Genomic DNA, 15359 nt, shown 5'->3' with positions numbered 1-15359 from the left:
GCAAGGGACGGGCCGTTCGCGTGTCCGGGGACGCCGTACCGGCCGAGTATCACCGGTGCGGCGGTTCGTGTCCTGGTGTCGCGGTGGCGTTGTCGTCGAGCAGGCGGCCGTCCGCGAGTCGCAGCCGGCGGCTCACCCGCACCTCGGCGAGGAACCGTTCGTCGTGACTGACGACCACGATCGCGCCCCGATAGGACTCCAGGGCGCCGACCAGCTGTCCCACGCTCACCAGATCGAGGTTGTTGGTGGGTTCGTCGAGCAGCAACAGCTGCGGCGCGGGCTCGGCGAACAGGACACAGGTCAGGGTGGCCCGCAGTCGCTCCCCGCCGGAGAGGACACCGACCGGCAGGTGGGCGCGGGAGCCGCGGAACAGGAAGCGCGCCAACAGGTTCATCCGCTGCGCGGCGGGCAGATGCGGCGCGGCGGCGGCCAGATTCTCCGCCACGGTCCGGTCGGGGTCGAGCATGTCCAGCCGCTGGGACAGATAGGCGATGCGACCGTCGGCGCGGGTGACGCTCCCGCTGTCGGGGGTGAGGTCGCCGTGCACGATGCGCAGCAGTGTGGATTTGCCCGCGCCGTTGGGACCGGTCAGGGCGATGCGCTCGGGTCCGCGGATGGCCAGATCGGCGCCTTCGCCGGCGAACAATTCGCGGTCGCCGAAACGGAACCGGATGTGCTCGGCGGCGAACAGGGTGCGCCCGGCCGGGACCTCGGTATCGGGCAGGTTCAGCACGATGCGCTGTTCCTCACGCAACGCCCGGCCGGCTTCGTCGAGGCGGTTCTTCGCGGCGTCGAGACGGGCGCCGTGGGTTTCGTTCGCGCGTCCCGCCGACTGCTGGGCGTTGCGTTTCATGGTGCCGGCGAAGATCTTCGGCAGTCCGGCGTTGCCGAGATTACGTTGCGCGTTGCTCGCCCGGCGCGCGGCGCGTTCGCGGGCCTGCTGCAATTCCCGCTTCTCGCGCTTGACCTCCTGTTCGGCGGTGCGGATGTTCTTTTCCGCCACCGCCTGCTCGGCCTGCACCGCCTGTTCGTAGTCGGTGAAACTGCCTCCGTAATAACGAATTTCGCCGTCGTGGAGTTCGGCGATGCGATCGGTGCGGTCGAGCAGGGCGCGGTCGTGGCTGACCAGCAGCAGGCAGCCGTTCCAGTCGGTGAGCACGTCGTAGAGCTGGTGACGGGCCTCCAGGTCGAGATTGTTGGTCGGTTCGTCGAGCAGCAGCACGTCCGGTCGCCGCAGCAGCTGGGCGGCCAGTCCGAGTGAGACGATCTGCCCGCCGCTGAGGGCGTGCAGCCGCCGGTCGAACGGCAACTCGCCCAGTCCGAGCCGGTCGAGTTGGGCGCGCGTGCGTTCCTCGATGTCCCAGTCGGCGCCGATGGTGGTGAAGTGCCGCTCGTCGGTGTCGCCGGATTCGACGGCGGCCAGCGCGGCCAGCACCGGTGCGATGCCGAGGACTTCGGCGACGGTCAGCTCTCCGGTCAGCGGCAGATTCTGCGGCAGGTATCCGAGGACGCCGTCGACGGTGATGCTGCCCGCCGAGGGGGTCAGCTCGCCGGCGATCAGCCGCAGCAGGGTGGTCTTTCCGGCGCCGTTGGGTGCGACCAGGCCGGTCCGCCCGCCCGGCACGCTGAAGGACAGATCCTGGAACACCGGAGTGTCGTCGGGCCAGGTGAACGACAGATTCGAACAGACGATGAAGGCATCGGACATGAGTGAGACCTCGAAAGTCGTTGTGGCACGGCGCGACCGCGCCACGAGGTGATCGGGTGAACGACGACATGGCCACGTCGGCGGCGCCGCGTGCGCCTACCGGTGGCCGTGACTTCCGGGTCTATCCGGAGATGTCGAGTTCACCAACCATGTCTGGTCTCCTTGATCTACCGACTCCGCCCCGACGATAACAGCCGGACGGTATCTCGCGGAAAAGGTGAGGTCGGATCGGTCCCTGGTCCGTTGACAGGTCGCCGCGACAGCTTTAATCTTGACAGTGTCAAGATGAACCGATCCGGAGGGTGTCCCATGGCCCCGCTCGTCGTACTCGCCGTCGTCACCGCGCTGGCCCGGCTCGCCGGTGCGATCGACCTCGCCGACTGGCTCGATTCGTGGCCGCACGCCCTGCGCGTCGGACTGGCCGCGATGTTCCTGCTGACCGCGTCGGCGCACTTCCAGCAGCCGCGGCGCGACGCGCTGATCGCGATGGTCCCGCCCGGGCTGCCGTCGGCCGCCGGGCTGGTGACGCTGACCGGTGTCCTGGAGGCGGCGGGCGCGGTCGGACTCCTGATACCGCCGGTCGCGCCCGTCGCGGCCGCGGGTCTGGTCGTGCTGCTGATCGCGATGTTCCCGGCGAATGTGCGGGCCGCCCGAGCCGATCTGGGGATCAAGACCATGCCGCTGCCGTTGCGCACGGCCGTGCAGGTGGTGTTCATCGCCGCTGCCATCGCGGCGGCGTTCTGATCTGTTTCCCGGCCGGTGCTCGCGCCCGGAGTCCGCTCGGCCATCCGGAGAACCGATAGTGTCGACAGTGTGCCGAGGTCACTCGGCGTGTTGCTATCGCCCCGCGGTGACCGGCGTCGCCGGGCGCCGGGACCGGACAGGAGTGTTCACGGATGTCGCTGGTCGGCCGGGAATCGGAACTCAAATATCTGGACGAAGCGATCGCCGGCATCGAGGAGCGTGGCGGCGTCGTCGTCATCGCGGGCGAAGCGGGGATCGGTAAAACCGCACTGCTGCAGGCAGTTACGACGATGGCCACGCTGGCCGGTGTCCGGACCGTGGCCGTGACCGCGACCGAGGCCGAACAGCAACTGCCGTATGCGGGATTGCACCAGATCGTCTTCCCGCTGCGGTCCGGTCTCGATGCGCTGCCACCCACCCACGCCGCGGCGCTGAACGCCGCGCTCGGATTCGTGGACGCGGCCGCGCCGAACGAATATCTGATCGGTTCGGCGCTGCTGACCCTGCTGAGCGATCGGGCGGCCGAACAACCCTTGCTGCTGGTGGTGGAGGACCTGCACTGGCTCGATGCCGCCACCGCCGGGGTGCTCGCCTTCCTCGCGCGCCGACTGGAATCCGAGCCGATTCTGCTGATCGCCTCCACCCGGGACGCGGATACGGCGCTGACGCCGGCCGGACATGCGACGCTGGCGCTGTCGCGGCTGGCCGAGGAGGAGGCGCGGCAGCTGCTCGACAGCGTCGCGCCCGGCCTCGACGATCAGCGGCGGGAACGGGTACTGGCGGCAGCGGCCGGAAACCCGTTGGCGCTGAGGGAATTACCGTCGGCCGCTGACCGGCCGGACGCGCCGCTGCCGCTCACCGAGCGACTGGAACGCGCCTTCGGTCTGCGGGCCGATCAGCTGCCCGAGACGACCCGCGCCGCCCTCCTGCTCGCCGCTCTCGACGAACTCTCGGTGGCCGAAACCCTGGCGGCCGCCGCAGTGCTGACCGACGGCCCGGTCGAGGACGCGGAGCTGACCCCCGCCGTCGCCGCCGGGCTGATCGAGATCGATTCCGGCGCAGTGCGATTCCGGCATCCGCTGATGCGTTCCGCGATCCCCGCCGCGGCGCAACCGGCCGCCCGGCGCGCCGCCCACCGAGCCCTGGCCTCGACCCTGCGCGAGCAGCCGGATCGCGCCGCGCGCCATCACGCGGCCGCCGTCGTCGGACCGGACGACACCGCCGCCGCGGAACTCGAGGCCGCAGCCGAGCGGGCGCTGCGCCGGGGCGGGGTCGCGGCGGCGATCACGACCCTGGAACACGCCGCGCGCCTGACCGAAACACCGGCGGTGCGGGTGGGGCGACTGTTGCGCGCGGCCGAACTGGCGGTGGAATCCGGTGGGCGCGAAACGGTCGATCGGCTGCTGCGAGAAGCGGGACGCCAGGATCTCGACTCGCGCGGGCGCGCCTTGGCGACATGGCTGGTGAGCGGATTCGACGACGGCGTCGGCGAGGATCCGGCCCGCACCACCGAACTCGCGACACTGGCCGAAACCGTTGCGGCGGAAGGTGATCGGGGCCTCGCGATGCGCATTCTGTGGGGAACCGCCATGCGCTGCTTCTGGTCCGAGCCCGGTCCGGACGCGCGCCGCGCGTTGCTGGCGGTCGCCGACGGCATGGGCCTGCCCGCCGGCGATCCACGGATCGTGGCGATCACCGCCTACGTGGCCCCTTTCGAGCGCGGGGCGACGGTCTTCGACGAACTGCGCGCACTGGCCGGGCGAACCGGCGCCGATCCGGAGGTCGACCGCTACCTCGGCAGCGCGGCGCTGCAGATCGGCGCCTTCGCGCTGGCGGGCCGCTTCTCCGCCACGGCGATCACCGGCCTGCGGGAACAGGGCAGGCTCGGCCTGCTGACCAGGGCGCTGGCGGTGCGGGCCTGGAGTTGTGCGCGCACCGGCGATCTGGCGGGCGGTGCGGCGGCCGCGGCCGAGGCCGGGCGCCTCGGACCGGAAACCGGACAGCACTTCATGTACGGCCTCGCCGTCGCCGTCGCGGCCGAAATCGCCGCGCTGCGAGGCGATTTCGACGAGGCGGTGCAACGCGCGGAGGAGGCCGAACGGATCGGCGCGGCCGCCGGCGCGCGACCGGTGCTGGCGACCGTACAACGGGCCCGCGCCCTCGTGGCGCTCGGACAGGGCCGCTACGACGACGCGCTCGCCGATCTGCGCCGGATTCTCGACCCCGCCGACCCGGCCTACCAGCTCGCCCTGCGCGCCTACATCGTCGGCGATCTGGTCGAAGCCGCGGTGCGCGCCGGGCGCGCCGAGGAGGCGGAGGAGATCGTGCGCGAATTCGAGCAACAGGCGCCGCGCACTCCGTCGCCGGCCCTGCACGTCGGCCTGCGCTATGCCCGCGCTCTGCTCGCCTCCGCCGAGTCCGCGGAGGGATTGTTCGCCGCCGCACTCGACGCCGATCCGGACGGGTGGCCGCTCGAACGCGCCCGCGCCCAGCTCGCGTTCGGGGAGTGGTTGCGCCGGCAGCGGCGCATCGTCGAGTCGCGCGCACATCTGCGCACGGCCCGCGACACCTTCGACGCCCTGGGCGCGCGGCCGTGGGGTGACCGGGCGCGCCGCGAACTGCGGGGTGCGGGGGAGACCAGCCCGCGCCGCGACCCCGACGCGCGCGACAGCCTGACCCCGCACGAACTGGGTATCGCGCAGTTGGCCGCCGAAGGGCTCACCAATCGCGAGATCGGGCAGCGACTGTATCTGTCGCATCGCACCGTCAGCACCCACCTGCACCGCATCTTCCCGAAACTCGGCGTCACCTCCCGCGCCGAACTGGCAGACGCGCTGCGCACCACGGCGGATCCGGTGACGTAGTCCGGGTGCGATGACGTACGCACATACCGTCATCCGACGGGCGCGACCGCACACCCGTGCCGCCTACCGTTCGTTTCATCGAAGCCGTGGCAGCGGGCGCGGCGGACGAGGACACGGGAGACGAGCAGATGTTCACCAAGAAGCGGTTCGCGCAGATCATCGCGGCGGCGGCGGTAGTTGCGTCACTGGCGGCGTGCTCGCCGGGGACGGATGCGCAGGCTCCCGACGCTCCGGCGAGCGCCGCGGGTGAACACACCGCCCTCGGCCCGATCAAGCACATCGACGCCGGTGTCCTCGACACCGCCTACGTCGAATACGGTCCGGAGAACGGGCCGGCGGTGGTGCTGATCCACGGCTGGCCCTACGATCCGGCGAGCTATATCGACGTCGGCCCGCGGCTGGCCGCCCAGGGTTACCGGGTGATCGTGCCGTATCTGCGCGGCTACGGTCCGACGCGATTCCTGTCCCCGGACACCGCACGCAACGGCGAGCAGGCGGCGGTGGCGCACGACGTCATCGCGCTCATGGACGCCCTGCACATCGACAAGGCGGTCTTCGGTGGATACGACTGGGGCGCAAGGACTGCCGACGTGATCGCGGCGCTGTGGCCGCAACGGGTGAAGGCGCTGGTGGCCGTGAGCGGATATCTGATCACCGATGTCGCGGCCAATCAGCAGCCGCTCGCGCCGGCCGCGGAGGCCGGCTGGTGGTACCAGTACTACTTCGCCACCGACCGCGGCGTGCTCGGCTACCGCCGCAACGTCCACGACTTCGACAAGTACATCTGGAAGACCGCCTCGCCGAAGTGGAACTTCGACGACGCCACCTACGACCGCAGCGCCGCCTCGTTCGACAATCCCGACCATGTCGGCGTCGTGATCTCCAACTACCGCTGGCGCCTGGGCCTGGTCCCGGGTGAACCGCAGTACGCCGCGGAGGAGACCACCCTCGCTCAGGGCCCGGCGATCACCGTCCCGACCGTCACGATCGGCAGCGATTTCGACGGCGCCAATGCCGACGGCAAGAGCTACCGCGCGAAGTTCACCGGCAAGTACGAGCACCGCATGCTGCCCGGGGTCGGCCATGACGTCCCGCAGGAAGCGCCCGCGGCCTTCGCGCAGGCCGTGATCGACGCCGATCATCTCTGAAATCCGCTCGCAGACAGCAGAACACCCGCGCCGCGATGATGCGGCGCGGGTGTTCGGGCGTGGTGTCAGGGCATTCGGCACATTCCGTTCGGGTGCGCACCGATCCTGTGCGGTGCGGATGTGTGCGCCCGCGGTCCGGCCTGTGCGGCGGCTATGACTGTGCCGCGATGGGCCGCAGACGGGTGAGCACCTCACGGTCGCCGCGTGTGGTGAGGCCGATCCGCTGTGCCACCTCGAGATCGATGACGCCGGTGAGCAGGCCGAGGACCGCATTGGCAGGTCCGTCGAGGACCAGATCGGCGGCGCCGGTGCTGCCGACGCGGGTCTCGACGCGGCCCGCGCCGATGTCGACGACGGCGTGTACGTCGTCGACGACCAGCTGAATCACCACCGGTGCGGCCGCGGGGTGGGCGTCGGCGGTGAACCAGGTGGGTACGTAGGCCAGCCACTGCGGGAGGAATGTGTCCGTCGGGGCGACCGTATCCATGTACCTCAGCCCCCAGCGCCCGAGTGCGCGCAGTGCGGTTTCCAGTTCCCGCCCGGTCTCGGTGAGCCGGTAGAGCGCCGTCGCGACGGGCGGCGGCGCATCCTCGCGGTCGATCAGCCCGGCGTCCTCCAGTTCGCGGAGGCGGGTGGACAGCAGATTCGCGGCGATGCCGGGCAGCCCGTTCTTCAGGTCGGTGAATCGGCACGGCCCCTGGATCAGCAGTTCGCGCACGATCAGCAGGGTCCAGCGATCGCCGACCACATCCAGGGCGCGAGCGATCGAACAGTACTGGCCGTAGCTTCGCATGCGTCCACTGTATCGGTTCAAGTAGAGTTTTTGAATTTGTTAGTTGAAAAATTCTACTTCGCGGTTCTAGCATGAAAAAGGCAAGGTCGGTCGCCGAGTGGCCGGGAAGTCCTCTGTATCGGAGTAAGCGCATGACTCGCACCCAGATCCCCGCCCAGTACGCCACCGGCGCGGCCCGAACCGATATCGAACGGGCGCTGCTCGCCGCCGGCAAGGATCTCGACCACCTGCGGCTCGGTGATCTGGCGATGCTCGAGGACTTTCACACCAGCGGCCGCATCGCCACCGGCGAGCTGGCCGACCTTGTCGAAATAACCTCTGCCACAGAGGTTCTCGACGCCGGGACGGGCATCGGCGGCACCGCCCGATATCTGGCGGACCGATTCGGATGCCGGGTCACCGGCGTCGACATGGTGGAGGAGTACTGCGAGATCGCCGGCTGGCTCGACCGGCTCGTCGGCCTGGACGATCACATCGCCGTGCGGTGCGCCGATGTCACCGCATTGCCGTTCCCGGACGGCGCCTTCCAGGTCGTCTTCAGCCAGCACGTTCAGATGAATATCGCCGACAAGGACGGCCTCTACCGCGAAATGCGCCGGGTGCTGGGGCGTGGGGGACAGCTCGCACTCTGGGATATCACCACCTCCGGCGCCGGTGAACCCGACTATCCGCTCCCGTGGGCCGACAGTCCCGGCTTCGGGCATCTCGTCACCCCCGCCGCCCTGCGCGCGACGATCGAGGCGACCGGATTCGCCGTCGAGCGGTGGGACGACCGCACCGGCGAGGCCGTGGCCGTGATGCGCATGGTGCGGGAGCTGCCGCCGAGCCCGCTCGGCCTGCATGCCTTCGTACCGGACTTCGCCACGCGCGCAGCGCATCTCACCGACGCGCTGGCCGACGGGCGACTGCGGGCCATACGGGCGGTGGCACGGTCGCGGTGACCGGTCAACGCGTCAGCGCTGCACTGCGGGCGGCCAGGTAGTCGCGTTCGCGCTGGTTGTCGGTGAGGCGGGCGGCGGTCCCGAAGCTGCGTCGCGCCTCGTTCGCCCGGCCCAGGCGGGCGAGCAGATCCGCGCGGACGGCATGGAACAGGTAGTGCTCGGTCAGGTTCAGGCCGTCGACGAGAGTCAGCGCCGCCCCCGGTCCGTCGACCTCGGCTACCGCCACCGCTCGATGAAGGGCCACAACCGGATTCGGGTCGAGGCGCGTCAACCGGTCGTAGAGCGCGAGGATCTGCGTCCAGTCGGTGACCGCATCGGTGTGCGCGGCATTGATCGCGGCGAGCAACTGGTAGCGGCCGGGCCGGTTGCGGCGCAGGCAGGCGCGGACGATGGCCCGGCCCTCCGCGACCAGAGCGGCATCCCAGCGGCCGCGGTCCTGGTCGCCGAGCCGGACGAAAGCGCCGGACGCATCGGTGCGCGCGTCGCGGCGAGCGTGGGTGAGCAGCATGAGGGCGAGCAGGCCCGCAGCCTCCGGTTCGTCGGGCATCGACGCGATCAACGCGCGGGTGAGCCGGACGGCCTCCTCACACAGGTCCGCGCGCAGCAGCTCCGCGCCCGACGAGGCGACATATCCCTCGTTGAAGATGAGAAACAGGGTGGCGAGAACGGAGTCGAGCCGTTCGGGCAGATCGGCCTCGCCGGGGACTCGGTAGGGGATCCGGGCGTCGCGAATCTTGGCCTTCGCGCGGGCCAGCCGCTGCGCCATCGTCGTCTCCCGGACCAGGAACGCGCGAGCGATTTCGGGGGTCGTCAGCCCGCCCAGCAGCCGCAAAGTGAGCGCGACCTGCGCGGGCCGGTTCAGCGCCGGATGGCAGCAGGTGAAGATCAGCCGGAGTCGCTCGTCGGGCACGGCGCTCTCCTCGATGTCGTCGGGCGGGGCGTGCACGATCGCCGCCTCGGCGTACTTGCCGGCCCTCGCCGATTCGCGGCGCAACTGGTCGATGGCTCGGCGCCGAGCGGTGGTGATGATCCAGCCGGCCGGACTCGGCGGCGGCCCGTCCTGTGGCCAGCGGTGCAGCGCGACGGCGAAGGCGTCGGCGACCGCGTCCTCGGCCAGGTCGATATCGCCGAGCACGCGAATCAGCACGGCGACGGCCCGGCCGTATTCGGCACGGAAGACGGCGGCGATCTGCTCCGGTGTCATCGCGTCAGAACGGCGGAACGTCCTGGAACGGGCGGATTTCGATCGGCAACGTGGTGGCCGCCGCGGCCTTGCGTCCCCATGCCAGCGCCGCATCCAGATCGGGCGCGGTGATCACCCAGATCCCGCCGATATGTTCCTTGCCCTCCAGATAGGGCCCGTCGGTGATCAACCCGTCGGCTCGCACCACGGTCGCGCTGCCGGGCCCGTGCAGGCCGCCGGTGAACACCCACGACCCGCTGTCGCGCAGTTCCTCGTTGAGCCGGTGCAGGTCGGCCATGATCCGGTCCATGGTCTCGGCATCGGGCGCACCGGTGTCGGGTTGGTAGATCGAGAGCAGATACTCGGGCACGGCCCTCTCCTCAGCGCCGGGCGTAGCGAGCGATGATCACGCCCGTGGTGGTCGCGACGCTACCGAGGAGGCGAAATTCGGTCAACGGCGCGGCACCCTCGAACAACCTGGTTCCCGCACCGAGGGTGAGCGGGTGGATCACCAGCGTGTACCGATCGATCAACCCGGCGGCGTGCAGGCTGCGCACCAGGGCCGCGCTGCCGATGATCGACAGATTCTTCCCGGGACGCGATTTCACGTCGCGCACGGTCCGAGTCGCGTCGCCGCGCAACAGGATCGAGTTCTGCCACGCGTCGACGTCCTGGAGGCCGGTCGATGCGACATACTTCGTCGCCGCGTTCATATGCGTGCTGTACGGATTGTCGTCGGCCCGCCCCCACACGGTGGCGAAATCCTCCCAGGTGCGACGCCCGAACAGCATGTCGCCGGGCTCGGCCATATCTTTGCTCATCTCCCGAGTGAGCACGTCGTCGTGAAATCGCTGCCCCCAGCCGCCGAACGGGAACCCGCCTCGGGTGTCCTCGTCCGCGCGGCCCAGCCCCTGGACGACACCGTCGAGCGTGACATTCATCGTCACCGTAATCGTTCGCATCGCGCTGCTCCTCTCGATTCCGGGGACGCGCACGATCGCGACCCTCACCTCCCATACGAACGGCCGTCGCCGAAATCGACATCGGGCGAAGAATTGTCGAACCGGTGGCGACCACACGATCTGAGCACCGTCGGCGCGGTCACGGTGCCGGATTCGATGCGGGCGTGGACTGTCGCGGTCGAGTGGCGAGCGCTGAGCGTTCCGCCGAGATCTGGACGTGCAGGGCGTGGCATCGGCGCAGGACGTCGGCGCGGTCGGGTTCCTCCGGTATGAGCGGGACCGCATGCTCGATCATCGTCGCCTGTTCGAGGATCACCCGGAGCCGATCGGGATCGGTGACCCGGTCGGCGATCTGTGCCAGCGCGTCGAGCTGGCGGATCATCACGGCCGGTTGCCCGGCGCCGGCCTGGCGGATCTTCTCGAAGGCGCGCTGGACCAGTCGCTCGTAGCTGACCTGTGCGGCGAGCACCCGAATGTGACCGTCCTTGTCGCGGCGCACCGGATTCGGTTCCCAGGTGACCGCGATCCGCGACAGGCAGTCGCCGAGCCAGTCGATACACGTCAGTACCGTGAACGTGTCGTTGGTCGCGGAGGCGAGCGCGCGCAGTGCGATCTCGACGATCTGATCGACACCGAAGGACACGTCCTGCACCAGGCTGCGCATCGAGCCGGTGACGTGGCCGCGGGAGAACTTCTTCTCGATCCCCTTCGCGGCCTGCGCCGGCCACACTCGCGCGATCACCTGCCCCTCGGTCACGAAATGGCCTGGGCGATAAGGCAAATGGATGACCGCATCCGCCTCGGCGGCCAGCCGGACCAGCCGCTCGTAGCGGATGTACTGGAGATATCCGCTGTTGGAGGTGCGCACCTCGCCGCCGGACCGGGCCAGCAGATCGCGAAGTTCACGCGCCGACGGACCGTGTTTCGTCCCGCTCGCGGTGGTGTCGGCGTTGGCGTCGACCGCGGTGCGCACTTCGCGTGCGATGTCGGCGACCACATTCGGCAATTGGATCTGCCCGCCGATGTGATTGATGAAGTAGATGAGCACCGCCAGATCGACCACCAGCGAACCGATCGACACCGTGGCGCTGATGTGCGGGACGAAATCCTCGCCGACCGACACCAGCGCCGCGATCGCGTAGACGAAGGTCGCGACGAAGGTGCCGAGGGTCAGCTGGGTGCCGCGGTCGCGGATGAAATTGCGCAGCATGCGCGGCCCGAACTGGGTGGAGGCCAGCGTCAGCGCCAGGATCGTGATCGAGAAGACGACACCGACCACGGTGATGATCGCGGCGGCGATGGAGGTCAGTACCTGGCGTGCCGCATCGGGCGTACCGCCCAGCACCCAGGTGGGCAGGTTCGTTCCGCTGTGGTAGGCCGCGCGGTCGAGGGTGAAGGTCAGTGCGAACAGCGCGACGGCGGCCAGAACTTCCAGCGTCGGGACGAACCAGAGATTGGTGCGTAGCCGTTCCCGCCACCGGTCCGCCTCGAGCGAGATCCCGTGCACGCTGGACCTCCTTGCGCTCTCGCCGATGGCGACTCTCCGGCCTGTCGTCCCGAACCTACCTCCAGTTCTCGGCGGAGATCGAATTGTGGCGCGGCGCCATCGAACGGGAGGAGACAATAGGTTCGCAATTGCGCACCTATTGTCCTAAACTGGCGGTGTTCGATGCGTACCGCGGATTCCGGAGGTCCCGAAGTGCTGGAGGTCTTGCGGCACGACCGTTTCCGGCGCTTGTTCACCGCGCAGGTGGTAGCGCTGGTCGGGACCGGTCTGCTGACGGTCGCGCTGGGTTTGGCGGCCTACGATCTGGCCGGAACCGATGCCGGTGCGGTGCTGGGCACGGCACTGGCGATCAAGATGGTCGCCTATGTCTTCGTGGCGCCGGTGATCTCGGCGCTGACCGACCGGGTGCCGCGGCGGGTGCTGCTGGTGTCGGCCGATGTGGTCCGGCTGGTCGTCGCATTGCTGTTGCCGCTGGTCACGCACGTCTGGCAGATCTATGTCCTGATCTTCGTGCTGCAGGCGGCCTCGGCCACGTTCACTCCGGCCTTCCAGGCGGTCATCCCGTCGATCCTGCCGGACGAGGAGGACTACACCCGCGGGCTGTCGCTCTCACGGCTGGCCTACGACCTGGAATCGCTGCTCAGTCCCGTCGTGGCGGCGGCACTGCTGACCGTGGTCGGCTACCACCTGCTGTTCGTCGGCACCGCAGCGGGTTTCGCGACCTCGGCGATCATGGTCGTGCGCACCACGCTGCCTCGATCGGTGCCGGCCGATCGGACCAGTTCGCTGCCCGCCCGGATCACCTCGGGCGCACGCCTGATGGCGGCGAGTCCGGTGCTGCGCGGGCTGCTGGCGATGAACGTCGCCGTCGCCGCGGCGACCGCGCTGGTCGTCGTCAACACTGTGGTCTACGTTCGCGGCCTGCTACACGGGCCAACGCCCGCGGTCGCGGTGGCGCTGGGCTGCTTCGGCGGTGGTTCGATGATCGTCGCGCTGGCGATTCCGCGGCTGCTCACCGGCATTCCCGATCGCCGCCTCATGCTGACCGGCTGCGCGATCCTGCCCGTGGGCCTGGCCGGCGCCGCGCTGCTTGCCGCGCTCGAGCCCGGACCGCGGGCGGGCTGGATGCTGCTGGTGGTGGCGTGGTCGATCATGGGCGCGGGCACCTCGCTGATCAACACGCCCTCGGCGCGGCTGTTGCGCGCCCAATCCGACAGCAGCAACCGCACGGCCGTGTTCACCGCGCAATTCTCGCTCTCGCACGCCTGTTTCCTGGTGACCTATCCGATCGCCGGCTGGCTGGGCGCCGCCGCCGGACAAGCCTGGGCGGCGGTGACTTCGACGGTCCTGACCGCGGTCGCCGCCGTGGTTGCCGCGCGGATGTGGCCGGTCCACGTATCGTCGGGTGCGCAGATGGCCCCAGCAGGAAGTCGGTGAACCAGCCCATGACCGGTGAGGAAACCCCCGCAGTCGACGCCCTGCCGCCCAGCCTGGTGCACCTCGTCGCACCCGACCCGGCCCGTCTCGAGGCCGCCACCTCGGTGTTCCGGATGCTCGCCGATCCGACTCGGCTGCACATCCTCTGGGTCCTCGCCGACGGCGAGGCCGATGTCACCGCCCTCACCGAGGCCTGCGGCGGCTCCCGCACCGCGGTCAGCCAGCACCTGGCGAAACTGCGCTTCACCGGCATGGTCGAGACCCGCCGCGAAGGACGCCGCATCATCTACCGCATCCGCGACGGCCACCTCGCCCGCCTCGCCCGCGAAGGTCTCAACCTCGCCGACCACATCGTCACCGGCGAACTGCCGCACGAATAGCAGCGCCCGGGCGTAGCGGACAACGATCGGTCACGGAGCGGGATCGATCCGGGGACGGCGGTGAATGCGTTGTCCTTTCGAGGGCAACGGCGCCGAATCAGTTCTGGGCCGTGCCGATCGGCCCGGAAGGGTATGAGCCGTCATGTCCGCCGATGATCCAGATGCCCGCCCACCGGAGTCGAACGCGGGACTGTCCTCCGACGATCGTGCCGAACTCGAGCGATTGCGCGCCTATGTCGCGGCGCATCCACCGCATCCGTCTCGCCGGCACGCGTGGCGCTGGACCGGAGTCGTGCTGCTGCTGATCCTGACCGCGGTGCTGATCATCGGGTCGGTGACGACGCGGTTCGTGCGCAGCCAGATCTTCGATACCGACCGCTACGTCACCACCGTCGCACCGCTGGCGACCGATCCGGCGATCCAGAACGAGTTGGCCGACAAGATCACCGATGCGATCGTCACTCGCGTCGACATCAAGGCGTACACGGCCGACGCGGTCGACGCGCTCACTCGCAACGCCGGGCAATTGTCGGATCGCCCCCGCGCGGTCGCGGCGCTCAACAGCCTGCCCGCGCTGGTTGCCGACCAGGCCGAGAACTACATCCACCAGGCCGCGACGGCCGTGGTGACCAGCGATCAATTCGTCGAGGCATGGGATACCGCCAACCGCCGCGCGCACGACGCGCTGGTTCACGTGCTCAAGGGGGAGACCCGGCCCGGGATCGAGGTCAGCGACGACGGCACCGTGAGCATCTCCCTGAAGCCGATCCTGGCGACGGTGCGCGAGCGCCTGGATGCCCGCGGAGTCAGCCTCGCCGACCGGATCCCGGACGTAGACGCGCAATTCGTCCTCTTCCACGCGACCGAGCTGCCCAAGTACCAGTCGTGGATGCGCACGCTCGATCGGTCGGCGAACATCCTGCCGTGGGTGGCATTGGCCACCGCGGCGGGCGCGGTGTGGCTGGCTCCCCGCGGGCGGCGGCTGCGGACGCTCGCGCTGGTCGGCGTCGCCGGCGCGGTCGCGATGGTGCTGCTGGCCATCGGGGTCGTGATCGCTCGCAGCATCTACCTCGATTCCGTTCCGCCCGATGCCTTGTCACCACCGGCCGCCAGCGCACTGTTCGACACCGTGATCCACCCGCTGCGGGTGTCGCTGCGCGCGGTCGCGGTCGTGAGCCTGGTCGTGGCCGCGGTGGGATATCTGGCCGGGTCGTCGCACTCGGCGCAGTCGGTGCGCTCCGGTTTCGGCCGGCTCATGGTCGCCGCCCGCGGCCGGCGTCGGCGCCCGCCCAACGTGGTCGAGACGTTCGTCGCGCACTATCGGACACCGCTGCGCCTCGCGGTACTGGCCGGCGCTGTGCTCGTCCTGGTGTTGTGGCCCTACGCCACCGGCCTGGTCGTGATCGGCATCGCGCTGGTCGCGGGCGCGCTGCTGCTGATCATCGAAATTCTCGCGCGACCCGCGGCACCGGAAACCACTGCCGGTCCGGAAACCACTGCCTCACCGGAAACCACTGCGGGTCCGGAGCACTCGTCGACTGCCGGGTGACGCCGGAACCGGCAATTCGGTTACGTTTCGGGGTCGATCGACCGGTCCACCGGTTCGCGATTATCCGCGACGTTTTCCGCGACGAATCGTTAGATGCCCGGTTGGCTCGCCGAATTCGTCCATCGAGGGATGTACCAGGTCGG

13 protein-coding genes are annotated in these 15359 nt (G+C 69.6%); 7 read left to right on the top strand and 6 right to left on the bottom strand.

All coding sequences use genetic code 11. The annotated features are described in order from the left end of the window. Positions 1-49: 49 nt before the first annotated feature. Positions 50-1708, bottom strand: coding sequence for a ribosomal protection-like ABC-F family protein (abc-f, locus tag AC5592_RS25270; RefSeq protein WP_063065618.1), 1659 nt, complete (start codon positions 1706-1708; stop codon positions 50-52). Between the two features lie 309 nt (positions 1709-2017). Between abc-f and AC5592_RS25265 the strand changes: the two genes are divergently transcribed. The 3 genes from AC5592_RS25265 (at position 2018) to AC5592_RS25255 (ending at position 6464) form a co-directional block, all read left to right on the top strand. Continuing rightward, positions 2018-2452, top strand: a complete 435-nt coding sequence (locus AC5592_RS25265) for a DoxX family protein (protein WP_063065617.1) — start codon at positions 2018-2020, stop codon at positions 2450-2452. 152 nt (positions 2453-2604) lie between these two features. Beyond that, a complete protein-coding gene (locus tag AC5592_RS25260) occupies positions 2605-5316 on the top strand; it encodes an ATP-binding protein (protein ID WP_063065616.1) in 2712 nt (903 codons plus the stop codon). Positions 5317-5444: 128 nt separating this feature from the next. After that, a complete protein-coding gene (locus AC5592_RS25255; protein ID WP_063065636.1) occupies positions 5445-6464 on the top strand; it encodes an alpha/beta fold hydrolase in 1020 nt (339 codons plus the stop codon). A gap of 151 nt (positions 6465-6615) precedes the next feature. On the opposite strand, the gene AC5592_RS25250 is transcribed toward AC5592_RS25255, so the two are convergent. Then, a complete protein-coding gene (locus AC5592_RS25250) occupies positions 6616-7257 on the bottom strand; it encodes a winged helix-turn-helix transcriptional regulator (RefSeq protein ID WP_063065615.1) in 642 nt (213 codons plus the stop codon). Positions 7258-7388: 131 nt separating this feature from the next. Between AC5592_RS25250 and AC5592_RS25245 the strand changes: the two genes are divergently transcribed. Then, positions 7389-8198 carry a class I SAM-dependent methyltransferase gene (locus AC5592_RS25245; RefSeq protein WP_063065614.1) on the top strand — a complete coding sequence of 270 codons (810 nt, stop codon included), beginning with the start codon at positions 7389-7391 and terminating at the stop codon, positions 8196-8198. A gap of 4 nt (positions 8199-8202) precedes the next feature. On the opposite strand, the gene AC5592_RS25240 is transcribed toward AC5592_RS25245, so the two are convergent. From AC5592_RS25240 to AC5592_RS25225, 4 genes are all read right to left on the bottom strand, one after another. Beyond that, positions 8203-9402, bottom strand: coding sequence for an RNA polymerase sigma factor (locus tag AC5592_RS25240; RefSeq protein ID WP_063065613.1), 1200 nt, complete (start codon positions 9400-9402; stop codon positions 8203-8205). A gap of 4 nt (positions 9403-9406) precedes the next feature. Beyond that, on the bottom strand, positions 9407-9751 hold the full coding sequence (locus tag AC5592_RS25235; RefSeq protein ID WP_036508358.1) for a YciI family protein: 345 nt from the start codon (positions 9749-9751) through the stop codon (positions 9407-9409). Positions 9752-9761: 10 nt separating this feature from the next. Next, the gene (locus AC5592_RS25230) at positions 9762-10343 is read right to left on the bottom strand and encodes a dihydrofolate reductase family protein (protein ID WP_063065635.1); all 582 of its coding nucleotides are present in this window, start codon (positions 10341-10343) and stop codon (positions 9762-9764) included. Between the two features lie 139 nt (positions 10344-10482). Further along, the gene (locus AC5592_RS25225) at positions 10483-11850 is read right to left on the bottom strand and encodes a DUF2254 domain-containing protein (RefSeq protein ID WP_084507116.1); all 1368 of its coding nucleotides are present in this window, start codon (positions 11848-11850) and stop codon (positions 10483-10485) included. 162 nt (positions 11851-12012) lie between these two features. On the opposite strand from AC5592_RS25225, the gene AC5592_RS25220 reads away from it, so the two are divergent. From AC5592_RS25220 to AC5592_RS25210, 3 genes are all read left to right on the top strand, one after another. Continuing rightward, entirely contained in the window at positions 12013-13287 is a 1275-nt protein-coding gene (locus AC5592_RS25220; protein ID WP_232329540.1) for an MFS transporter, read from the top strand. Between the two features lie 8 nt (positions 13288-13295). Beyond that, complete coding sequence (locus AC5592_RS25215) at positions 13296-13667, top strand: ArsR/SmtB family transcription factor (RefSeq protein ID WP_036508374.1); 372 nt, start codon at positions 13296-13298, stop codon at positions 13665-13667. Positions 13668-13809: 142 nt separating this feature from the next. After that, entirely contained in the window at positions 13810-15216 is a 1407-nt protein-coding gene (locus AC5592_RS25210; protein WP_063065611.1) for a hypothetical protein, read from the top strand. The last annotated feature ends 143 nt before the right edge of the window (positions 15217-15359 follow it).

The organism is Nocardia violaceofusca NBRC 14427, from assembly GCF_963869435.1.
Classification (GTDB): Bacteria; Actinomycetota; Actinomycetes; order Mycobacteriales; family Mycobacteriaceae; genus Nocardia; species Nocardia aobensis.
This window is presented reverse-complemented; position numbering and strand designations above follow the sequence as displayed.